The 21,350-nt window shown below is 39.7% G+C and carries 19 protein-coding genes; 9 read left to right on the top strand and 10 right to left on the bottom strand.

Annotated features, from left to right (window positions below; translation table 11 throughout):
* Window positions 1-65: 65 nt before the first annotated feature.
* Window positions 66-2,321 (bottom strand): FepA family TonB-dependent siderophore receptor, encoded by a 2,256-nt coding sequence (locus tag ACXVWB_RS05535; RefSeq protein ID WP_289901625.1) that lies wholly within the window; start codon window positions 2,319-2,321, stop codon window positions 66-68.
* Window positions 2,322-2,574: 253 nt separating this feature from the next.
* Between ACXVWB_RS05535 and ACXVWB_RS05530 the strand changes: the two genes are divergently transcribed.
* Window positions 2,575-3,288, top strand: coding sequence for a 7-cyano-7-deazaguanine/7-aminomethyl-7-deazaguanine transporter (locus tag ACXVWB_RS05530; protein ID WP_289901624.1), 714 nt, complete (start codon window positions 2,575-2,577; stop codon window positions 3,286-3,288).
* A 133-nt stretch (window positions 3,289-3,421) separates the two neighbouring features.
* Here ACXVWB_RS05530 and ACXVWB_RS05525 read toward each other — a convergent pair whose 3' ends face one another.
* Together ACXVWB_RS05525 and ACXVWB_RS05520 are read right to left on the bottom strand one after the other, a co-directional pair.
* Window positions 3,422-4,831 carry a multicopper oxidase domain-containing protein gene (locus ACXVWB_RS05525; protein ID WP_289901623.1) on the bottom strand — a complete coding sequence of 470 codons (1,410 nt, stop codon included), beginning with the start codon at window positions 4,829-4,831 and terminating at the stop codon, window positions 3,422-3,424.
* Between the two features lies 1 nt (window position 4,832).
* The gene (locus ACXVWB_RS05520) at window positions 4,833-5,555 is read right to left on the bottom strand and encodes a 1-acylglycerol-3-phosphate O-acyltransferase (protein WP_289901622.1); all 723 of its coding nucleotides are present in this window, start codon (window positions 5,553-5,555) and stop codon (window positions 4,833-4,835) included.
* A gap of 87 nt (window positions 5,556-5,642) precedes the next feature.
* On the opposite strand from ACXVWB_RS05520, the gene lpxH reads away from it, so the two are divergent.
* Complete coding sequence (lpxH, locus tag ACXVWB_RS05515; RefSeq protein WP_297569100.1) at window positions 5,643-6,347, top strand: UDP-2,3-diacylglucosamine diphosphatase; 705 nt, start codon at window positions 5,643-5,645, stop codon at window positions 6,345-6,347.
* A 64-nt stretch (window positions 6,348-6,411) separates the two neighbouring features.
* On the opposite strand, the gene glmS is transcribed toward lpxH, so the two are convergent.
* From glmS to ACXVWB_RS05480, 7 genes are all read right to left on the bottom strand, one after another.
* The gene (glmS, locus tag ACXVWB_RS05510; RefSeq protein ID WP_054419027.1) at window positions 6,412-8,244 is read right to left on the bottom strand and encodes a glutamine--fructose-6-phosphate transaminase (isomerizing); all 1,833 of its coding nucleotides are present in this window, start codon (window positions 8,242-8,244) and stop codon (window positions 6,412-6,414) included.
* Between the two features lie 50 nt (window positions 8,245-8,294).
* Window positions 8,295-9,077, bottom strand: a complete 783-nt coding sequence (locus tag ACXVWB_RS05505; RefSeq protein ID WP_297569094.1) for a DeoR/GlpR family DNA-binding transcription regulator — start codon at window positions 9,075-9,077, stop codon at window positions 8,295-8,297.
* A 126-nt stretch (window positions 9,078-9,203) separates the two neighbouring features.
* Window positions 9,204-9,476, bottom strand: a complete 273-nt coding sequence (locus tag ACXVWB_RS05500) for an HU family DNA-binding protein (protein WP_297569091.1) — start codon at window positions 9,474-9,476, stop codon at window positions 9,204-9,206.
* A gap of 139 nt (window positions 9,477-9,615) precedes the next feature.
* Complete coding sequence (locus ACXVWB_RS05495) at window positions 9,616-10,206, bottom strand: YjaG family protein (protein WP_297569089.1); 591 nt, start codon at window positions 10,204-10,206, stop codon at window positions 9,616-9,618.
* A gap of 11 nt (window positions 10,207-10,217) precedes the next feature.
* Window positions 10,218-11,282: a uroporphyrinogen decarboxylase gene (gene hemE, locus ACXVWB_RS05490; RefSeq protein ID WP_458485238.1), complete on the bottom strand. Its 1,065-nt coding sequence runs from the start codon at window positions 11,280-11,282 to the stop codon at window positions 10,218-10,220.
* Window positions 11,283-11,292: 10 nt separating this feature from the next.
* Window positions 11,293-12,087 carry an NAD(+) diphosphatase gene (gene nudC / locus ACXVWB_RS05485; RefSeq protein WP_289901617.1) on the bottom strand — a complete coding sequence of 265 codons (795 nt, stop codon included), beginning with the start codon at window positions 12,085-12,087 and terminating at the stop codon, window positions 11,293-11,295.
* Between the two features lie 107 nt (window positions 12,088-12,194).
* Window positions 12,195-13,409, bottom strand: coding sequence for an aromatic amino acid transporter (locus ACXVWB_RS05480; RefSeq protein WP_458485236.1), 1,215 nt, complete (start codon window positions 13,407-13,409; stop codon window positions 12,195-12,197).
* A 175-nt stretch (window positions 13,410-13,584) separates the two neighbouring features.
* Between ACXVWB_RS05480 and ACXVWB_RS05475 the strand changes: the two genes are divergently transcribed.
* The 7 genes from ACXVWB_RS05475 (at window position 13,585) to ACXVWB_RS05445 (ending at window position 21,349) form a co-directional block, all read left to right on the top strand.
* The gene (locus ACXVWB_RS05475; protein WP_458485235.1) at window positions 13,585-14,448 is read left to right on the top strand and encodes a YicC/YloC family endoribonuclease; all 864 of its coding nucleotides are present in this window, start codon (window positions 13,585-13,587) and stop codon (window positions 14,446-14,448) included.
* 8 nt (window positions 14,449-14,456) lie between these two features.
* Window positions 14,457-15,296: a CAF17-like 4Fe-4S cluster assembly/insertion protein YgfZ gene (ygfZ, locus tag ACXVWB_RS05470; protein WP_458485234.1), complete on the top strand. Its 840-nt coding sequence runs from the start codon at window positions 14,457-14,459 to the stop codon at window positions 15,294-15,296.
* Between the two features lie 289 nt (window positions 15,297-15,585).
* Window positions 15,586-17,187 (top strand): lactate permease LctP family transporter, encoded by a 1,602-nt coding sequence (locus ACXVWB_RS05465; RefSeq protein WP_289901614.1) that lies wholly within the window; start codon window positions 15,586-15,588, stop codon window positions 17,185-17,187.
* A 96-nt stretch (window positions 17,188-17,283) separates the two neighbouring features.
* Window positions 17,284-18,015, top strand: coding sequence for a (Fe-S)-binding protein (locus tag ACXVWB_RS05460; protein ID WP_289901613.1), 732 nt, complete (start codon window positions 17,284-17,286; stop codon window positions 18,013-18,015).
* A 1-nt stretch (window position 18,016) separates the two neighbouring features.
* The gene (locus tag ACXVWB_RS05455) at window positions 18,017-19,429 is read left to right on the top strand and encodes a LutB/LldF family L-lactate oxidation iron-sulfur protein (RefSeq protein WP_289901612.1); all 1,413 of its coding nucleotides are present in this window, start codon (window positions 18,017-18,019) and stop codon (window positions 19,427-19,429) included.
* Window positions 19,430-19,434: 5 nt separating this feature from the next.
* Window positions 19,435-20,133 carry a LutC/YkgG family protein gene (locus tag ACXVWB_RS05450; RefSeq protein ID WP_289901611.1) on the top strand — a complete coding sequence of 233 codons (699 nt, stop codon included), beginning with the start codon at window positions 19,435-19,437 and terminating at the stop codon, window positions 20,131-20,133.
* Window positions 20,134-20,230: 97 nt separating this feature from the next.
* Window positions 20,231-21,349: an anhydro-N-acetylmuramic acid kinase gene (locus tag ACXVWB_RS05445; protein WP_289901610.1), complete on the top strand. Its 1,119-nt coding sequence runs from the start codon at window positions 20,231-20,233 to the stop codon at window positions 21,347-21,349.
* The last annotated feature ends 1 nt before the right edge of the window (window position 21,350 follow it).

The following is a 21,350-nucleotide window of genomic DNA, read 5'->3' as shown; positions in this document are numbered from 1 at the left end:
TTGTTGTCTAAATTAATTACACGAAAAAGCCCTGTATAAACAGGGCTTCAGTCATCTATTCTGAATTAGAAAGTATATTTTACCGTTGCGTAATAGGCACGACCAGGTTCATTATAAGTATGAGCATTGTAATTTGTACTGCTTGATGAACGATAAATGCGTTTATCAAATAAGTTACTTACACCTACACGAATGCTGATTGTATCTTTCCAATTATAACCCGCACTTAATCCCCAAACTGAATAGCCACCAATATCTTCTGAGCCAACAAGCTGATTAACATGCTTGTCGTTACCATTTTCCATACGGTTTTCCGGATTTTTACGGGATTTTTGTTTACCGTATTGCGTATAAGTTAACATTGCATTCAAACTATCTGTAATTTGATAACTTAAGCTTGAATTCAAGGTATATTTCGGTACGATAGAAAGCGGGTTACCTGTATCTTTATTTTTGGTTTTATGCATATAAGTGAAGTTATTCACCCAGTTTAATTTATCTTGGATTAATGGTAATGTCAGATTACCTTCAAAACCTTCAATCACTGCGCGGTTTGCATTACCCCATTTATACACATAGTTACCTAAGTTGGTTAAACCGATAAATTCACCATCAGATACGATTTTATTACGATAATCATTACGGAAGTAAGCCACAGAAGCAAGAAGTCCGTTTTTATCATATTCAATTCCGATTTCTTTATTCCAGCTGGTTTCCGGTTTAATGTCGCTATTACCTTGGAAATAACAAGTTTTATTATTTGGTACATTCGTTGGACAACCTTGACCTAAGGTAAATAGCAAGTAATTTGGATTAGTTTGATAAAGGTTCGGTGCTTTATAAGCTCTTGCAATCCCACCTTTAATTCTCCAATCATCGTTGAGGCTTTGTAAGAAGTTTAATCCACCGCTTACATTAGAACCAGAATAACTGTTGTAATCATAACGTAAAGAGGGCGTTAGGATAGTAGATTGGGTTGCTGAAATATTATCTTCAATAAATACAGCCCATTCAGTTTGACTACTATGACCTCCTCGTACATTTGAGATACCGCTTGGTAGGCGTTCTTTCAAATCATAAAGCACCTTCCCTGTTTTTTTGTCTCGTCGTCCACCAAGTAACTGTGTCATAGAAGCGTCATCATCTAAACTGCTATGTGTACCTTCAAAACCAACTGTCAGCATATGATCTACGCCCAAGGTAAATGGGAGATAGAATTCAGAACTAAAACGCGTATTTTTAAGGATAGAATCACTAAAAGCAGATGTACTAGAATAACTGCCCTCTGGACCTCCCGCTAAATATTCTGGTAAACGGCTATTTTTAGTTTTATCAAAAGTAATATAGGTTTTATTATCGAAATGATCGAATTTACCTTCATAGGTTAAAGCATAGTTCTGACGATATAAGCGAGCGGTTTCAGCTTTGCTTCCTGCCAATGTTTTGGTTTCAGGATAGTTTTTATTATTGTAAAGCCCTGCTGAGCTATTTTGTGTATCACCGTTATAAATATTGCCTTGACGACTGAAACCTGAATCTAGGGTTAGTTTATTTTTCTCATTGATATTCCACACTAAACGGCCATTAATATCTTTATTACGAACCCCTTCACGACCAGCAATCGCCGGATCGCCATTAATACCGACTTCATCTGCTTGTGTTTTATTCCAGTTACCATACAAACGGAATTGCAATATGTCTTTAATTAACGCTCCGCTTAGATTAAAACCGACACGGTTCGTTGCGCCTTCTTTGCTGTCTTCTGGTTGGTTGGTGTAATAACTTAAGCTACCGTGTAAATCATTGGTAACAGGTTTAGTGATAATATTCACCACTCCACCCATTGCACCTGAGCCATAACGTGCAGCTGAAGGGCCACGTAATACTTCAATTTTTTCAATGGCTTCAACTGGTACCCAGTTGCTGTCGCCACGAGAGTTACGTTCACCACGCACACCATAACGTTCTGCATTACGAGAGGTGACTAGTTTACCATCCACTAAAATCAATGTATTTTCTGGTCCCATACCACGAATATCAATTTGACGTTTATTTCCGCGTTGTCCTGTAGATGAGTTCCCCGTTAAATTCACACCAGGCATAGTACGTAATACTTCAGAAACATCATTTGTCGCAGGGCGTTTCTCTAAATCTTTTGCTGTCACAAGAGAAGAACCAAGTGATTGTTTTACCTGATCTTCCGCTGTCACTTTAATTTCCTCAAGTTGCTCTTCCGCGTAAGAATAACTTGAAAAAAGGGCGATGGTTAATGTGCTTAATGCGAAAAATGATGTTGTTTTTAAATGATTGGATTTATACATTGAAATGCTCTCCTGGCATATGTGGAATAAATAATGCCCGAGGATTTTAGTACAACATTATTTTCATGTAAATAATAATTCTTATCATTATAATAAGTGCATTAACTAGAATAGGTAAAAATACCAAAATTTTTGACCGCTCTTTCTTGCAATCCAAACAGATTCTAGTATCATTCACGGCTCGCCAATTTGGCGAGTTTATTTCTCGTGTCGGGTTCCCTACCCCCGATTAACTAACTAAAAAGGTCTTAAAATGAAAATTAATACTCTGATCTTCAATGATCAACAAAAACGTTTTGCTTTAATTTTATTAAGCTTATTTCACATCTTCATCATCACTGCCAGTAACTATTTCGTTCAAATTCCCTTTGAAATCAATTTAAAATTGACCGCACTTGGCTTTGCTGATGATTTTTCATTCCACAGTACATGGGGCACTCTTACCTTCCCATTCATTTTCTTAGCCACCGATTTAACTGTTCGCGTGTTTGGGGCGAAAGAAGCTCGTTGGATTATTTTTGTGGTGATGCTCCCTGCTCTTATTGTGAGTTATATCGTTTCTGTGATTTTTTCTGATGGGCACTATCAAGGATTAGAGGCGCTAAGTGAATTCAATATGTTTGTTTTTCGTATTGCCCTTGCTAGTTTCTGTGCTTATGTATTCGGACAATTATTAGATGTGTTGGTTTTCAATCGCTTGCGCCAATTAAAAACGTGGTGGATTGCCCCGGGTAGCTCAATGACATTTGGCTCTCTTGCTGATACTTTTATGTTCTTTGCTGTAGCGTTCTATCAAAGCAGCGATCCTTTCATGGCAGAGCATTGGTTTAGCCTTGGATTTGTCGATTATTTATTTAAATTATTTGTTGGCATTATCTTATTTGTACCCGCTTATGGCGTGGTGCTTGGTATGATTTTGCGTAAGCTTCAATCACTGACAAATTCTCAACATGAATTGAAAATATGACAAGAATAAAAGGCGTGTTAAACACGTCTTTTTATTTCTGTTTATGCACAGATATTTCTTCGGAATATTGAATTACAGATTATCAAGTATTACGATAACTATTTGAATAATTATAATAACGCCATTGATTCTCTCATTGAACAAGTATGATACCAAGGCAACCCATATCTGCTAACATCAAATTTGATGCGCCAAATAAGAAAGGATGGCTATTTGAGGAGGTTTGTTCAAATTTTACTAAAATTTGTACTTTCTTTTTCACCCAAACTGTGTCTTTCCAGGCAAGCTCCGACACATCGACGTTGACGTCATCTTGGCTTTTAATAACAAATTTAGCGCCTTGAATGGTAAAGCCGACAGGCAGAGAGCTGTTGATGATCCAACGTTCGACAGTACCGACTTTAGCCGAAACATCAACACGGCGCGGGTCAAAGCGTTGTTTGTTGATTAAGCCATTCGTGACATCCAATTCAAAGGTGCGTTCTTGGGCGATTTTACTTTCGAGCATAACCGTGGCATCAGTATTAAATTGCTCATTCATTTTTTTACTGAAAGCTGAGATTTGACCTTGTGGGCGAAGTTCTAAAACGGTGTTATCTGCAAAATCATTTCCCGAACTGAAGACATTTTTGATTTTGTCGAAAATACCACGTTTCGCTCCAGAAATGAGAGATATGTTTTCACCTTTATCTAAATTGACTAACACTTCAGCTCGTTCACCCGGTGCAAGAATGAGAGAATTAATCGTTTTACCTTGAGGTAAAAAACCTAAATCCCTCGCAATGAGCAACATGTCTTGTTCATTATCTAAACGGAGATCATAGGCTCTTGCTAATGACGCATTGAGCAAACGCAAACGCACCCAGCCGCGAGGGACGTCAAGATAAGGCGCTTCTTGTCCATTAACGAATAGACGATTACCGACAAAGTGCGGTTGATTTTGCTTAAATAATTGTAATCCGTCGCCGTTAAATTCCATGTCTTGTAAGATTAATGGAATATCGTCCACGCCATATTTATGAGGAAGTTGTGATTTTAGGCTTTGATCATCTTCAATTAACCACATTCCCACAATGCCGCGATAGGTTTGATAGGCCGAGTTTGCCAGGGTGGCAGAGCGATACCAGCAAGTCGCGGCAGGTTGCTCTATTGGAATAATTGGTGCCCAAGATTCCCCTTTTTTGAGGACTTTTGCCGCGCCACCAAATAATTCGCCACTGGCTTGTAATCCCTGAATAGAGAGAGCAATACTTTGTGGCAAATTGTTGTGATAATTGAGTTTTGCAAAGGAACCCGATTTGATGCGAATTGTGGGCCCAAGATAATTGCCGTTAAAGCCCCATACACTGACACTATGGGAGCCATCCAGCTTATAGCCGGTTTCTTCCATATTAAGAATAATGGGGCGACCACGTTTCGCTTCCATCAACGGGGGAATAGTTAATTTTTCGCGGGATGCCGCTAATACTGATTGAGGAGTGGCAACAAGTGCGGTTGAAATTGCGGTAGTTTTTAATAATTGGCGACGAGAAAGACGCAACATATTATTTTCCTTGTGCAACTTCAGCATCGAGTTCAGCGATACGTTTTTCCATTAAATCGTGGCAGTAAGTAGCAAGTTCGCGAACATTGTCTTTTGTGTAGGATGATACATCAATCGGATCCATCATTTCACAAATCACTTTACCGTTATCCCAACGATTTAAATCAATTTTGTTATGCGTCGTTGAACACACAACGGGGACAATTGGTACGCCAGCTGCAATTGCTGCATGGAATGCCCCTGTTTTGAATGGCAATAAGCCGCGACCACGGCTACGAGTGCCTTCAGGGAACATCCAAATTGACAGGTTGTCTTTATTGATACGACGAGCAAGTTCCGTCATCGTGCTGTGTGCTTTAGAACGATTTTCACGATCTAAGAAAATATTGCCCGTCACCCAATATAAAATACCGAAAAAAGGAATCCAAATCAGGCTTTTTTTACCTACACTCACCGTGCGAGGTAATACCATGTAAGAGATGGTCACCATATCGAAATTATTTTGGTGGTTACCGATATAAATACAACGCGGCATATTCTCTTTATTTTGTGGAAAACGGTGTTCTACTTCTAAGCCAAATAAAGGGTATAAGCGACCAAACCAGCGAGCCACAATGCCCACATTGCTTGGATTTTTGAAACGAATAAAGGAATAGATCGTACCGAGCACACAAATTAAAATACAACAAAGTGCAACGATGAGAATTCTGGCGATTTTTAACATAGAAAATACCTAATTAAAATTTTTGGAAAGTATAGCAAATTACACAAAAATGTGTGCTAATCTAATGAAAAAAATGACGGAATAGTTATGAAACCCATTTATTTTATTGCAGATCTTCATTTGAGCGAAACGCATCCGGAATTAACCGCACTTTTTAATGATTTTATGAAAACCAAGGCACAAGAAGCCCAAGCGATTTATATTTTGGGGGATCTTTTTGATTTTTGGATTGGTGACGATGAAACTTCACCTTTAATCTCACAAGTAAAACAGTTGATTAAAAACCTGACAGGAAAGGGCATTGTTTGTTATTTCATTCATGGCAATCGAGATTTTCTCGTCGGGAAAAAATTTGCACAAGATTGTGGTTTAACGTTATTGCCTGACTATCATTGTGTTGATCTTTATGGTGTGAAAACCTTAATTTGTCATGGCGATACCTTATGTATTGATGATGTGAAATATCAGCAATTTCGTCGAAAAGTGCATCAAAATTGGCGACAAAGGCTGTTTTTATGTTTGCCACTAAAAGTGCGGTTAAAAATTGCAGAGAAAATTCGCGCGAAGAGTAAACAGGATAAGCAATATAAGTCGCTGGATATCATGGATGTGAATTTAGCGTTTACGGCACAAACACTGAAAGAATTTGGTGTTGAACGGTTAATTCACGGCCATACACATCGAGAAGCCATTCATCAGGAAGAAACATACACGCGAATTGTGTTAGGCGATTGGCGAAAGGATTATGCCTCCATTTTGGAAGTAACAGAAAACGGTTATCGGTTTATTTAAACAAAAAGCACAGGATTAAATCTGTGCTTTTTTGTATTAAAACGTGCTGATTTTCAACCGCACTTTATTCTACGGTTACCGATTTCGCTAAGTTACGAGGTTGATCCACGTCGGTTCCTTTAATTAATGCCACATGGTATGACAATAATTGCATTGGAACGGTGTAGAAAATTGGTGCAATAATTTCATTCACTTTTGGCATAGTGATTATTTTCATGCCTTCACTTGGTGTGAAGCCTGCTTCTTTATCTGCGAACACATAAAGCTGACCACCACGCGCACGTACCTCTTCAATGTTTGATTTCACTTTTTCAAGCAATTCATTGTTTGGTGCCACCACGATAACCGGCATATCCGCATCGATTAACGCTAATGGACCGTGTTTTAATTCACCTGCTGCATAAGCTTCAGCATGGATATAAGAAATTTCTTTTAACTTCAATGAAGCTTCCACCGCGATAGGGTAGAACTCGCCACGACCTAAGAAAAGTGCATGGTTTTTCTCTGCGAAGTCTTCTGCTAATGCTTCAATGTCTTTATCAAACGCAAGGGCTTTTTCAATTTCAGCTGGAAGTGATTGTAATGCTTTCACAATTTCCACTTCTTTTTCGTTTGAGATATTGCCTTTTACTTTACCAATTGCAGTGACTAACATTAATAATGCAGCCAACTGAGTGGTAAACGCTTTGGTTGATGCCACACCGACTTCAACGCCTGCACGTGTCATGAAGGCAAGATCAGATTCGCGTACTAAAGATGAACTTGATACGTTACAGATCGTTAAGGCCGCCATGTAACCTTTTTCTTTTGCAAGACGAAGTGCGGCAAGAGTATCCGCCGTTTCACCTGATTGAGAGATAGTCACTAACAAGCTATTTGGACGTGTGACAAATTTGCGATAGCGGAATTCAGACGCGATTTCGACATCACAGCTCACACCCGCTAGTGCTTCAAACCAGTAACGAGCCGTCATACCCGCATTATAAGAGGTACCGCAAGCCACAATTTGAATGTGTTCAACTTTTTCTAAAATTTCTGATGCGCCATTACCGATAGCATCCACAATCACGTTATTGTGAAGGATACGACCTTCCATGGTATTGATTAATGCATTTGGTTGCTCATAGATTTCTTTTTGCATGAAATGGCGGAATTTGCCTTTTTCTGCGGCATCATTTTCAAGGTTAGATTCGTGTACTTCACGTTCTACTTTTTGACCATTTGCATCGTAAATATCTACGGTACGACGTGTAATTTCGGCAATGTCGCCTTCTTCTAAATAAATGAAACGACGAGTTACGCTTAATAACGCGAGTTGGTCAGATGCCAGGAAATTTTCACCAATCCCTAAACCAATTACTAATGGACTGCCTGAACGTGCTGCAACTAAATGTTCTGGATGTTCGCGATCTAATACCACCATACCGTATGCACCGGTAAGTTGTTTTACGGTTTTTTGTACGGCTTCAAGTAGAGTAGAGGCTGAACGCATTTCCCATTCAACTAGGTGAGCGATCACTTCTGTATCGGTTTGAGAATTGAACACATAACCACGAGATTTAAGCAATTCACGTAATTCTTCATGATTTTCGATGATGCCATTATGGACGACAGCAAAGTTACCCGAAGTATGTGGGTGAGCATTGGCTTCAGATGGTTCACCATGAGTTGCCCAACGTGTGTGCGCAATCCCTGTACCACCGATTAATGGTTTTACTGCAACTGCTTCATCAAGGGCTTTTACTTTACCCAAGCAGCGCACACGGTGTAATTCATGGTTTGGATCCACGACAGCAACACCCGCAGAGTCATAACCACGATACTCTAAGCGGTGTAAACCATTAATTAAAATTTCTGCTACATCACGTTGTGCTACCGCACCAACAATACCACACATAGTTTTTCCTTATTTACTCAAATTAAAAGTCTTGTTTTTCTGACCGCACTTTATGCCACATCTACACAAATTACTTCTACGCCTTGTGCCATTATGGCGTCTTTGTCGGCCTGAGATAATTTGTTATCGGTAATCAGTACATCAATTTGCTGCCAGGTTAATTCCACATTTGGCATTTTTCTGCCAATTTTTTGTGATTCCACCATCACAATCACTTCACGAGATACTTCAGCCATCACTTGGCTTAAGCGAACTAACTCATTGAATGTTGTTGTCCCACGTTCTAAATCAATGCCATCGGCTCCAATAAATAATTGGTCAAAATCATAAGAACGTAGCACTTGTTCGGCAATCTTGCCTTGGAAGGATTCAGAACGCATATCCCAAGTACCTCCCGTCATTAAGAGCGTCGGTTCATTTTCGAGTGAGCGTAATTCGGTTGCCACCGAAAGCGAATTTGTCATCACAACTAATCCTTGCTTGCGATTAAGTTGTTTAATCAATGCGGCGGTTGTACTGCCACTATCCACAATAATGCGATTGTGATCACGAATACGTTCTGCAGCTGCCTTTGCTAAGACTAACTTTCGTTGCGAAAGTTCATTATCTTGTTCTTCTTCGATGATTTCTTGTGGCATTAAAATAGCACCACCGTATTTACGAAGAAGAAAACCATTACTTTCCAATGCGGTGAGATCTTTTCGAATTGTCACTTCAGAGGTGTCAAATAACTGTACTAGCTGTTCTACACTGACTTCACCTTGTTCTTGTAGCAGTTGCATAATGGCATGTCTGCGTTGTTGGGTATTTCGGTGTTGAATATTTCGTTTCATTATTTATGTTCCGTAATAAGTTTCGGTTCGGAATTATATCGACAAAATTATGATTGTAAAGCTAAAATTTAGACAATAAAAAACCCTGACAAAGCAGGGTTTAATTTTAATTCGTTTTAAAACAAATTATTTAATTGCGTCTTTTAATGCTTTACCAGATACGAAAGCAGGTACTTTCGATGCGGCGATTTGGATTTCTGCACCTGTTTGTGGATTACGACCAGTACGTGCTGCACGTTGGTTAACTTTGAATGTACCGAAACCAATTAATTGTACCGGTTCACCTTCTTTAAGGCTGTTGGTGATAGCGTCTAAAGTTGCTTCTAATGCAGCTTTAGCTTGTTTTTTGTTTAATTCAGCTGCACTTGCAATCGCATCAATTAAATCTGTTTTGTTCATAAATTTGTACCTTCTGTTAAATTAAAATTTGATTTTATTTAGCTAAGTCTAGCCGTTATTCGCTAACGGCTCGGTAAAGGATAATCGAACTTTTTAGGAAATAAAAGCATGATTTGTAAAAATTGTGACAAATCTCACGTCATTGCTCGATTTTTATACCAATGTTGGAGATTCCGTCCTGCTTAATCTCGTTTCGGAGAGATAAAATTAGATCGATATCTCGTTTTTCGCAGTCTTTGAGTAATCTATAGATTTGCCATTGTAGATCAAGTTCTTCTTCAATTTCTTCATGGCTTTTCAGTTCGATTTCAGAAAGATTACGGTTTTCTTGGGTTTCTAACAAGGAACAAATTGTGCCTAACGAAATTTGGCTGATTTGAATCGCTTTTTCGAGCGTCTCGCCTGCGATAATGGCATGCAATAATTCACCTAACGCTTCACAAGCATCGAGAGCGGGTACCACACCAAAGAAGTCATAATTATTCACATCAGGAATAATCTCTTCGAGCTTCTCCAATTGGTTTTCGAAATTGATTTTCGCCCCTTTAACGGTTAGAAATTCCCACACTAAATTTAAAATGTTGTGATAGGTCTTTTCTGCTTGTTCCTGTTCGGTCATTTGACAAAACAAGGTAAAATTCGGCGCCATACGTTCGCATAAGCAGGCCATAAAGGTCAGATGTTGCCAGCTTTCAACATTTTCGAGACGCTTGTGAATTGGGTTTCGCATTTTTTTCTCGCTTATTTATGATAGGCTTTAGAAAATTCGTGAATGGCATCCACGAAGATTTTTGGTGCACTTTCCGGCACGTCTTGGTGGATTCCATGACCTAAGTTAAATACATGTCCGCTGCCTTGACCAAAATTGGATAAAATTGACCGCACTTCTTGCTCGATACGCTCTGCAGGTGCATATAACACACTTGGATCCATATTGCCTTGTAGCGCCACTTTATGACCTACACGCGCTTTTGCATCAGCCAAATTAACTGTCCAGTCTAATCCTAGCGCATCGCAGCCTGTATTAGCCATGGCTTCTAACCATAACCCGCCGCCTTTAGTAAATAAGGTTACCGGTACTTTACGACCATCGTGTTCACGAATTAAACCATCAACGATTTTATGCATATATTGCAGAGAGAAGTCTAAATATTCACGATGACCTAATACACCGCCCCAAGTATCAAACACCATGACCGCTTGTGAACCTGCTTTGATTTGTGCGTTTAGGTATAAAATCACGGAATCCGCTACTTTATCTAATAAAAGGTGTAAGGTTTGCGGTTCGGCATACATCATTTTTTTGATTTTATTAAAGGTTTTGCTACTACCACCTTCAACCATATAAGTAGCCAGTGTCCACGGGCTACCAGAGAAACCAATCAGTGGCACTTCGCCTTTTAGTTCGCGACGAATTGTACGCACAGCATTCATCACATATTGAAGTTCGCCTTCAGGGTCAGGAATCGGTAAATTTTCGACCGCACTTTTGTTTTCAATTGGACGAGCAAATTTCGGGCCTTCACCTGCACCAAAACTTAAGCCTAAGCCCATTGCATCAGGAATAGTTAAAATATCTGAGAATAAAATAGCCGCGTCTAAAGCATAACGACGAAGTGGCTGTAAGGTAACTTCACAAGCTAAATCCGCATTGCAGCAAAGAGACATAAAATCGCCCGCTTCTGCACGTGTTGCTTTATATTCAGGCAAATAGCGTCCAGCTTGGCGCATCATCCATACGGGTGTCATATCCACTGGTTCACGTAATAAGGCTTTTAAATAACGATCATTTTTTAATTCAGACATGGACTTTCCTTTATTTATTTTGTTCCGCTTTGCAAAGTTCAAGCGTAGCATTAATTAATTTGAGTGCGATAGTACCTGTTGGCGGTAATTCTGGCAAGGGGGCAGCGCTAGAAAACCATTGTGCATCATGCAGTTCTGTTTCTTGCAGTTGAATTTCTCCGCTGTCGTAATCAGCTAAAAATCCCACCATTTGTGAATTAGGGAATGCCCAAGGTTGGCTACCGAAATAGCGAATATTTTTAATGCGAATACCCGTTTCTTCAAAGACTTCGCGGCGAACCGCATCTTCAAAGGTTTCGCCCACTTCCACAAAGCCCGCTAACGTGGTGTATATACGCGCTTTACCTGGCGTGTAATGGCGTTGATGATTGGCTAACAAAATCTCTGTGCCACGGCGAACGGCGACAATAATCGAAGGGCAAATAACGGGGTAAGTACGATAGCCGCAACTTGTGCATTGAACCGCTAGCTCATCGTGAGTTTGTTCCGCTTTTTGACCGCACTTTCCGCAAAATTGATGGGTTTTCAGAAAATGATTGATTTCCACACCTCGGCTTAATAAATGAAAATCTTCAGTTGGTAAAGATAACAAACTTCGTAAGGAAAGGTATTCTCGTTCATCTTGATCATTTTCTGCCACAAGCCATAAAGGTTGTGATTTCCATTTCCTGAGCAACATTGCTTTTTGCGTTATGAGGCCGAGTTCCTTTGCTGTTCCAAAAGGCAGATCATTTTCCTGCCAATAAATAGTCGATCCTTTGGTGAATAGCCAATATCCCTGATCTTCGGGCTGAATTGCTTTCATATTTTTCTCTTTTTTATTTCAAAAGTGCGGTCATTATAAAAGGGATTTTTAATAAAACGAATAAAAAAAGACCGCACCTTAAAAGTGCAGTCTTTTTTTCGCTCATTTTAACCCACGACAAAAGGTAAGTAACCCGCTCGGATAGCAAAAGGAATCGAAGTAATCATCACACCGAGTACCAATACAAGTACTAACAATGCGTTACCGCCCCATACTCGGTATGGCAAGTTAGGATGAATCGCACGTGCTTTCCAAACTAATGCTACCGGTAAAACCACTGCGTAGAACGCGAACATTTGACCAGCATAACCCAGCGCGAGAATAAAACCTTCCGGATAGAAAAGGGAAAAAAGCACTGGGGGAATAAAGGTCATTAAACCTAATGAAATACGCCCTGCATGAATATCAAAAGATTGTTTGAGTAAGTCTTCGATACATTCTAATAAACCTAATGCCACCCCTAAGAATGAAGTGACCAATGCTAAAGTGGAGAAGATTTTTACCGCATTCGCAATAATTGGGCTTTGGGTGATTTCTAAGGTTGCTTTCACCAATCCATTTAACGTGGCGTCTTCACGTAAAATTTGTAAAAACTCATTTTGGCTGAGTAAGCCGTGCGTCGAAAGCTGCCATAAAAAGTAAGCAAATAATGTGATGCCAGAACCCACTAAAATCGCAATGCGTAAGGCTTTTACGTTACCGTCTAAGTATTTATTTAAGCTTGGAATCGAACCGTGGAAACCAAATGCGGTGAAAAATACGGGGCTTGCAGAAATAATTAAAGCGTTATCAATTGGCATCGCCATTAAGTTATCAAATTTGATGTTAGGTAGCATTAACGCAAGCACTAAAATAAAAGCAATAATCATCACAAAGAATAACACGCGATTAATCTTATCCACACTGTGTGTACCGATGACGATAAAACTGCCGAAGAAAATGGTGAATACAAGCACCGCGATTTTATTCATGGTGTCTTTATCGCCCATGGCTGGGAGTAAATCCATTAATAAGGAACCGCCACCACTCACATAAGCAGCAATCAAGGCATATAAAAAGACAATTAAAACCGCAGTGGAAATAATTCGCCCTGCTTGACCAAAATATTGTGCAGCAAGAGTGCCGATCCCCGCATCGCTGTCAGCAGTTTGATACAGTTCCACGAATAAAAGTGCGGTGAAAGTAAGTACCGCCCACAAGCCAAGTAATAAGAAAACAGTCGCAGTCAAGCCAATCCCTGCAGAGGTGAGTGGCATTGCCAACATCCCTGCACCAATCATGGTTCCTGCAACAAGTAAGGTACTTCCCACGGTCTTGTTCATTTTATCTTCCTTAGGTTGTAATAATAAATTTACGATGATTGTATTTTAATCTTTACAGTGTGTAAAGTAGGAGAAACAAAATTCTTCTACAAAATGTACGGTAGAAATGACCGCACTTTCCCGATAAAATAGCCTCAAATCAATTAAGACAAGAGACAATAGTAGGAGAACGCTTATGATTTATAGTATGACAGCCTTTGCACGCCTTGAAATTAAGAAAGGTTGGGGCGATGCAGTTTGGGAAATTCGTTCGGTTAACCAACGTTATTTGGAAAACTTTTTCCGCTTGCCGGAGCAATTCCGAGGCTTGGAAAATGCTTTGCGTGAGAAACTTCGTCAAAATCTCACTCGCGGTAAAATTGAATGTTCATTGCGTATTGATAGCAAAAAACAAGCGGCGGCTGAGCTCAATTTAAATAAAGAATTAGCGAATCAAGTGATTCAATCTTTACAATGGATTAAGGCACAAGCTGGCGAGGGCGCAATCAATTTAACGGACGTATTGCGTTATCCCGGCGTGGTGGAAGCGGCTGAGCAAGATTTAGATGTGATCAGTCAAGATTTGTTGACAGCTTTTGATGAGTTGTTGGTGGAATTTATTGCAATGCGTGGACGTGAAGGCGAAAAATTGCAAGCCATTATTCAACAACGTCTTGATGGCATTACGGTAGAAGCTGAAAAAGTGCGGTCACAAATGCCGGCGGTTTTACAATGGCAGCGTGAGCGTTTATTGCAACGTTTTGAAGAAGCGAAGATTCAACTCGATCCACAACGTGTCGAACAAGAAATGATTTTATTGGCGCAACGTGTGGATGTGGCGGAAGAATTAGATCGTCTGCAAATGCACGTGAAAGAAACCAATAATATCTTGAAAAAAGGTGGGGCAGTGGGCCGTAAACTGGATTTTATGATGCAAGAACTTAATCGTGAATCGAACACGTTGGCATCTAAATCCATTAATGCCGATATCACCGCTTCCGCTGTGGAATTAAAAGTATTAATCGAACAAATGCGTGAGCAAATTCAAAACCTTGAATAGGAAAAATCATGGCAACATTTATTTCATTAAACCACTATGATTTGGTGGAAGTGGCTGGCGTCGATGCGGAGAAATATCTGCAAGGCCAATTAACGTGTGATGTGGTGCATTTAGCAGCTGGCGCTTCAACGCTTACAGCGCATTGCGATCCTAAAGGCAAAATGAACTCGTTGTTTCGCTTAATTAAGCTTTCATCTGAGCAGTTTTTGATTTTAATGCCGAAAAATTTATTTACGCCACTCGAGCATTTAAAAAAATACGCCGTGTTTTCAAAAGTGACTTTTCAAGTGTTAGATTGGCAAATTGTCGGCTTAATTGGTGAAAAGTGCGGTCGAATTCAAGCGCAAATTACTTTGGATATTGATGATAATCGCGCAATTTTGATCAATCCGACACCGTTAGATGTCACCCTTAATGGCGATGAAAAACAATGGCTTTGTGCGGATATTCAAGCGGGCTTACCAAGTTTGAGTGCGGAAACGCAAAATGAATTTATCCCACAGGCATTGAATCTACAAGCTATCGAACAAGCGATTTCTTTTACTAAAGGCTGTTATATCGGGCAAGAAACTGTCGCGCGAGCTAAATATCGTGGTGCCAATAAACGTGCGATGTATGTGCTTTCAGGGGAAACCACGGTTACACCGAAAATTGGCAGCGAAATTGAAATGCAGTTAGAAACAGCTTGGCGTAAAACCGGCACGATCGTAAGTGCGGTCAATTTTGACGGCGTTTTATGGTTACACGTGGTGATGAATAACGATTTAGAAGAAGGGACGCATTTCCGTTTACCTGAAGATGGAACTGTTCTGAAAATTGAACCGTTACCTTATTCCATCAATAGCTAAAAATAGTTTCTTTTAATTCATTTTATACTTAAAAATCCTTGGTAAAGTCAACCTTTGCAAGGATTTTTTCGTTATGTGATTTTATCATGAAAATTTATTTTCTATCACAATTTCTGTATTTTTATCAGATTTTTTGAATGGTTAAAAAAATGTTACAATGAAAGGTGAAAATGTTAAAAATTATAAGATTTTTGTCACATTTTTAACAAATTTCACTAAATAGGGTATAGGCTTTTTCTTCAAAAACTATAGAATACGCGCAATTTTTAGTTACATAAGAGGATTAAGTATGACTCTATCTTTTATTCTTAGTGTTTTTCCCATCATTTTATTAATTTATTTAATGGTAAAGCGTAATGCATTACCTTCTTATGTTGCATTACCTTGGATTGCAACTTTAGTGATGGGCGTTCACCTTCTTCATTTTAATACCGACATCGTAACGATTAGTGCGAATGTGACCGCTGCTATTGTGGCTGTTCAAACACCAATTACGGTGATTTTTGGGGCAATTCTTTTCAATAAATTTTCAGAAGTATCTGGCGCAACCGATACGATGCGTAAATGGTTAGGCAATATTAACCCCAACCCAGTTGCACAATTAATGATTATCGGTTGGGCATTTGCTTTTATGATTGAAGGCGCGAGTGGCTTTGGTACACCTGCTGCGATTGCCGCACCAATTTTAATGGGATTAGGTTTTAATCCATTAAAAGTCGCCATGTTAGCTTTGGTGATGAACTCAGTTCCGGTTTCTTTTGGGGCGGTAGGTACACCAACTTGGTTCGGTTTTGGCCCGTTAAAATTAGATTCAAAATCGATTCTTGAAATTGGTTCGATGACAGCGTTTATCCACTCAATTGCCGCATTAGTAATTCCATTGATGGCATTACGCATCATGGTAACCTGGAAAGAAATCCGTCAAAATATTGTTTTCATTTATATCAGCGTATTCTCTTGCGTGATTCCTTGCTTCTTAATTGCACAGTTTAACTATGAGTTCCCATCATTAGTCGGTGGCGCAATTGGTCTCTTTATTTCTGTATTTGTGGCAAATAAAGGTATTGGTTTAGCGAAAGTAGAAAATAATTTAGATAATAATGCGGTTAGCGCAGGCCAAGTTGCTAAAGCGTTATTACCAACAGGTTTATTGATTTTATTCTTAATCATTACACGTATTCCAGAATTAGGCTTAAAAGGCTTAATGAATAACAAAGATGTGTGGTTCTCCACAGCGTTAGGTTCATTAGGCACATTTGAAGTCAGTAAAGGTTTAATTTTTAGTTTGAAAAATATCTTTGGTTCAGAAGTGAGTGAAAGCTATAAACTACTTTATGTGCCTGCGTTAATTCCATTTGTCATTACCGTATTAATTTCATTACCACTTTTCGGCGTGAACTTCAGCAGAGCAAAAGGTATTTTTAGTGCAAGCTTAAGCCAAGTAAAAAATCCATTTATTGCCTTAATGGGAGCCTTAGTGATGGTAAACTTAATGTTAGTAGGTGGCGAGCATTCTATGGTGAAAATCATCGGTCGTACCTTTGCAGAAGTGACTGGTAGTGACTGGACAATGTTCTCATCCTTCTTAGGTGCGGTAGGTGCATTCTTCTCGGGGTCAAATACGGTATCTAACTTAACATTCGGTAGCGTACAATTATCGACCGCAGAAACCACCGGTTTATCTGTGACCTTAATTCTTGCGTTACAGTCAGTAGGTGGTGCGATGGGTAACATGGTATGTATTAATAATATCGTAGCCGTTTCTTCTGTATTGAATATTCAAAACAAAGAAGGAACAATCATTAAGACTACGATTGTGCCAATGGTCGTTTACGGTATCATTGCTGCCCTTTGCGCAAGTTTCTTAATTCCGCTATTCTATGCGCTCTAAAATAGAGGCAAAAAGCAACCGCACTTTGTCGGCGGTTGCTTAACTTTTATCGAATATTTTACTTTTTATTTTCTATTACTGTTGGAGTAATTCTTTATGAACGTAAATTTCTACGTTACCTGTATTGCTGATGTCGTAAAAAGCGGTGTGGCGAAAAACACCGTATTACTACTGGAAAAACTCGGTTGTAATGTTATCTTTCTTGAAAAACAAGGCTGTTGCGGGCAACCTGCATTAAACAGCGGTTACACCAAACAAGCCATCCCTGGCATGAAAAACTTAGTCAAAACCTTTGAAGTGAACGATTATCCCATCGTTGCCCCTGCAGGTTCCTGTGTTTATGCGATTAAAAACTATCCTGACTATTTCACCAAAGTGGGTGAGTTAGATTGGGCAGAGCGCGCAAAAAAAGTGGTGGCTCGTTTCTGTGATTTAACCGATTTTATTGTCAATAAACTTGGTGTAACGGATGTCGGCGCATATCTGCCAGGTAAAGCAGTTTATCACCCTTCTTGTAGCTTATCTCGAAAATTAGGTATTGTTGATGAGCCCATTGCGCTTTTAAAAGGAGTGAAAGGTTTAGAGTTGCTTCCTATTCATAATCAGCAAACTTGTTGTGGTTTTGGTGGAACTTTCTCTGTGAAAATGGCAGAGATTTCTGGCGAAATGGTAAAAGAAAAAGTTGAGCATATTGAAGAGGTTGAACCACAATATTTAATTGGTGCCGATGTCAGCTGTTTATTAAACATTGGTGGTCGTTTACAACGCGAAGGCAGCAAGATCAAAGTGATGCACATTGCGGAAGTATTAATGCAAGGGGAGAAATAATATGTCACTAAAAACCAGTCATCTTCCTTTTAAAGCGCGTGTTGATCACGAAGTACATAATACTATCATGCGTAAAGCGGTAGTGAAAGCCCAAGAAACTATTGGTGCTAACCGTCAAAAAATGGTGGACGAATTAGGTCATTGGGAAGAATGGCGTGATTTATCTAAACAGATTCGTAACCATGTTTTAGCTAATTTAGATGCTTATTTGTATCAATTAAGCGAAAAAGTGATTGAAAATGGCGGTAAAGTGTATTTTGCTGAAACTGCCGAAGAAGCGAGTGCTTATATTCGCAAAGTAGCATTAGAGAAAAATGCGAAGAAAATCGTAAAATCCAAATCCATGGTGACAGAAGAAATCGGTTTAAACGACGTGCTTGAAAAAGAAGGTATGCAAGTGATCGAAACCGATTTAGGGGAATATCTCTTACAAATTTCAGGTGATAAACCATCCCATATCGTTGTACCAGCAATTCATAAAGATCGTCATCAAATCCGTAAAGATTTAGCTGAGCGACTCGGCTATGAAGGTGAGGAAACACCAGAAGATATGACGAGTTTCGTACGCAAAAAAATTCGTCAAGATTTTTTAGAAGCGGATATTGGTATTAGTGGTTGTAATTTTGCCGTAGCAGAAACTGGCTCAGTTTGTTTAGTAACGAATGAAGGTAACTTACGTTTAGCCACTACTTTACCAAAAACACATATTGCCGTGATGGGAATGGAGCGTCTAGCACCAACCTTCCAAGAGGTAGATGTGTTAATCACGATGCTTGCTCGTAGCGCTGTAGGAGCGAAATTAACCGGTTATAACACTTGGTTAACGGGTCCTCGTGTTGCAGGTGAAACGGATGGACCTGAAGAATTCCATTTGGTTATTGTGGATAATGGCCGTTCAGATATTTTAGCGTCTGAATTCCAAGAAGTTTTACGTTGCATCCGTTGCGGTGCTTGTTTGAATACCTGTCCGGCATATCGTCAAATCGGTGGTCATGGATATGGTTCTATTTACCCAGGGCCAATTGGTGCCGTGATTTCTCCGTTACTAGGCGGCTACGATGAGTTTAAAGAATTGCCGTATGCTTGTTCATTATGTAACGCATGTAACTCTGTCTGCCCGGTGCGTATTCCATTAGCACAGTTAATCTTAAAACACCGTGAGAAAATGGTAGAGTTAGGTAAAACGCCTGCGATGGAACGTTTATCTATTTTTGGTTTCACCACAGCCAATGCCAACCCAATACTATGGAAAACAGGTGTGAATATTGGTGCGAAATTAGCGGGTAAGCTGATCAAAAATGGGAAAGCACCAATTACATTTGGTGCATTGGGTGAATGGACAAAAGCACGAGATTTACCACAAGCAGATGGCGAAAGTTTCCGTCAATGGTTTAATAATAGAGAGAGAGGGTAATAAGCATGGATTTACAAAATCGCGAAAATTTTCTTAATAAATTAGCGGCGAAAATGGGTAAAGCCCGTGCTATCGTACCTGAACCGATGGAAGCACCAGTCAATACATACCCAACTGAGCGTTTAACCCATTTAAGTGCGGTTGATTTAGCGAATGAATTTACCAATTCTGCTAAAACCATGATGGTGGACGTAAATGTGTGTAAAGAGTCTGATGCAGTACAAACCTTACTTGCTCTCTGTGAAAAATATGGTGGCGGTGATGTTGTGCTTAATTCCGATGAAAGATTGACTGCACTTGGTATTCCTGCAGCGCTTGAAGCGAAATATACTTGCCATACATGGTCACCAGAAACGGCACAAGATAATATTAGTTTTTCTGAAAAAGCTAATCTTGGTGTGGTTTATGCAGAATATGGTTTGGCGGAAACGGGCGGAATCGTCTTATTCTCTGACGCAGATCATGGACGTTCAGTGAGTTTATTACCTGAAAAATCGATTGTTGTTGTACGTAAAAGCCAAGTACTACCACGTGTTGCACAAGTGGCGAAAGTATTACATGATAAAGCACAACAAGGCGAGCGTATGCCATCTTGTATCAATATTATCTCAGGTCCAAGTTCAACCGCAGATATTGAATTGATTAAAGTGATTGGCGTACATGGTCCAGTAGCAAAAATCTATTTAGTCATTGATGACTTATAAGAATCATCCATGATGAAAAGAGAGAACTATAATGTTCTCTCTTTTTTTATTTTTTTGAAATCCGCTATAATTCTGAAAAACTCATGAATTGAACACTATGACTTATTATCTTGGCATTATGTCTGGCACCAGCCTTGATGGGGTGGATATTGCCCTTACTGACATCCAATCTAATCAAACCAAATTAATTGCGGCAGGTTTTACGCCGATGCCGGCAAATTTACGCGAAAAAGTGACCGCACTTATTCAATCGGGCGAAACGTCGTTACAAGCATTGGGTGAACTCGATCATCAATTTGGTTTGCTTTATGCCGATTGCGTAAATGATTTTTTACGTAAACACCAGTTAAAGCCAGAACAGATTGAAGCCATTGGCTGCCATGGCCAAACAGTGTGGCATTCCCCAAAAGGTCAATTTCCGTTTACCATGCAAATTGGCGATATGAACTTATTAGCTGCAAAAACAGGCATTACGGTCGTTGGCGATTTGCGCCGTAAAGATATGGCGTTTGGTGGACAAGGGGCGCCTTTAGTACCCGCTTTTCATCAAGCGGTATTTTTTGATCCTCATTGGACAACGGTGGTGCTGAATATTGGTGGTATAAGTAATGTATCGTTATTGATACCCGAACAGCCTGTCATTGGCTTTGATACGGGAACAGGTAATACCTTGCTTGACCAATGGATCGAAAAACATCAAAGCAAAGCTTACGACCAAAATGGTGAATGGGCGGTTTCAGGTCAAGTGAATCCAGATTTGTTAGCGGCATTATTAGATGAAGATTTCTTTCAGCTTCCACCACCGAAAAGCACGGGGCGTGAATTATTTAATTTGGCTTGGCTAGAGAGGAAAATTCAAAAAATAGCAGGCAAAACGACCGCACTTTTACCACAAGATGTGCAAGCTACTTTGGCTGAATTTACCGTGCAAAGCATTGTTTTAGCCCTTAATAATATTCAGACGACATTACCATGTCGATTACTTGTTTGTGGCGGGGGGGCTAAAAATCAGGCGATCATGAATGGTTTAAAACAGGCGTTGCCAACTTGGCGTATTCAACTGACGACGGAATTAGAGCTTGATATCGATTATGTAGAAGCGGCAGCTTTTGCTTGGTTGGCTTATCGTCGTATGCATAATTTACCCGCTAATTTGCCGAGTGTGACGGGCGCCACAAGTGCGGTCAGTTTAGGGGCGATTTTTCCAAAGGAATAAA

The sequence above is a fragment of the Haemophilus sp. SZY H53 genome, from assembly GCF_054332375.1.
This window is presented reverse-complemented; position numbering and strand designations above follow the sequence as displayed.

What these genes read in the sequence shown, in the direction of transcription:
- ACXVWB_RS05535 (WP_289901625.1), bottom strand. Translation starts at nt 2,321, where the DNA reads ATGTATAAATCCAATCATTTAAAAACAACATCATTTTTCGCATTAAGC.
- ACXVWB_RS05530 (WP_289901624.1), top strand. Translation starts at nt 2,575, where the DNA reads ATGAAAATTAATACTCTGATCTTCAATGATCAACAAAAACGTTTTGCT.
- ACXVWB_RS05525 (WP_289901623.1), bottom strand. Translation starts at nt 4,831, where the DNA reads ATGTTGCGTCTTTCTCGTCGCCAATTATTAAAAACTACCGCAATTTCA.
- ACXVWB_RS05520 (WP_289901622.1), bottom strand. Translation starts at nt 5,555, where the DNA reads ATGTTAAAAATCGCCAGAATTCTCATCGTTGCACTTTGTTGTATTTTA.
- lpxH (WP_297569100.1), top strand. Translation starts at nt 5,643, where the DNA reads ATGAAACCCATTTATTTTATTGCAGATCTTCATTTGAGCGAAACGCAT.
- glmS (WP_054419027.1), bottom strand. Translation starts at nt 8,244, where the DNA reads ATGTGTGGTATTGTTGGTGCGGTAGCACAACGTGATGTAGCAGAAATT.
- ACXVWB_RS05505 (WP_297569094.1), bottom strand. Translation starts at nt 9,077, where the DNA reads ATGAAACGAAATATTCAACACCGAAATACCCAACAACGCAGACATGCC.
- ACXVWB_RS05500 (WP_297569091.1), bottom strand. Translation starts at nt 9,476, where the DNA reads ATGAACAAAACAGATTTAATTGATGCGATTGCAAGTGCAGCTGAATTA.
- ACXVWB_RS05495 (WP_297569089.1), bottom strand. Translation starts at nt 10,206, where the DNA reads ATGCGAAACCCAATTCACAAGCGTCTCGAAAATGTTGAAAGCTGGCAA.
- hemE (WP_458485238.1), bottom strand. Translation starts at nt 11,282, where the DNA reads ATGTCTGAATTAAAAAATGATCGTTATTTAAAAGCCTTATTACGTGAA.
- nudC (WP_289901617.1), bottom strand. Translation starts at nt 12,087, where the DNA reads ATGAAAGCAATTCAGCCCGAAGATCAGGGATATTGGCTATTCACCAAA.
- ACXVWB_RS05480 (WP_458485236.1), bottom strand. Translation starts at nt 13,409, where the DNA reads ATGAACAAGACCGTGGGAAGTACCTTACTTGTTGCAGGAACCATGATT.
- ACXVWB_RS05475 (WP_458485235.1), top strand. Translation starts at nt 13,585, where the DNA reads ATGATTTATAGTATGACAGCCTTTGCACGCCTTGAAATTAAGAAAGGT.
- ygfZ (WP_458485234.1), top strand. Translation starts at nt 14,457, where the DNA reads ATGGCAACATTTATTTCATTAAACCACTATGATTTGGTGGAAGTGGCT.
- ACXVWB_RS05465 (WP_289901614.1), top strand. Translation starts at nt 15,586, where the DNA reads ATGACTCTATCTTTTATTCTTAGTGTTTTTCCCATCATTTTATTAATT.
- ACXVWB_RS05460 (WP_289901613.1), top strand. Translation starts at nt 17,284, where the DNA reads ATGAACGTAAATTTCTACGTTACCTGTATTGCTGATGTCGTAAAAAGC.
- ACXVWB_RS05455 (WP_289901612.1), top strand. Translation starts at nt 18,017, where the DNA reads ATGTCACTAAAAACCAGTCATCTTCCTTTTAAAGCGCGTGTTGATCAC.
- ACXVWB_RS05450 (WP_289901611.1), top strand. Translation starts at nt 19,435, where the DNA reads ATGGATTTACAAAATCGCGAAAATTTTCTTAATAAATTAGCGGCGAAA.
- ACXVWB_RS05445 (WP_289901610.1), top strand. Translation starts at nt 20,231, where the DNA reads ATGACTTATTATCTTGGCATTATGTCTGGCACCAGCCTTGATGGGGTG.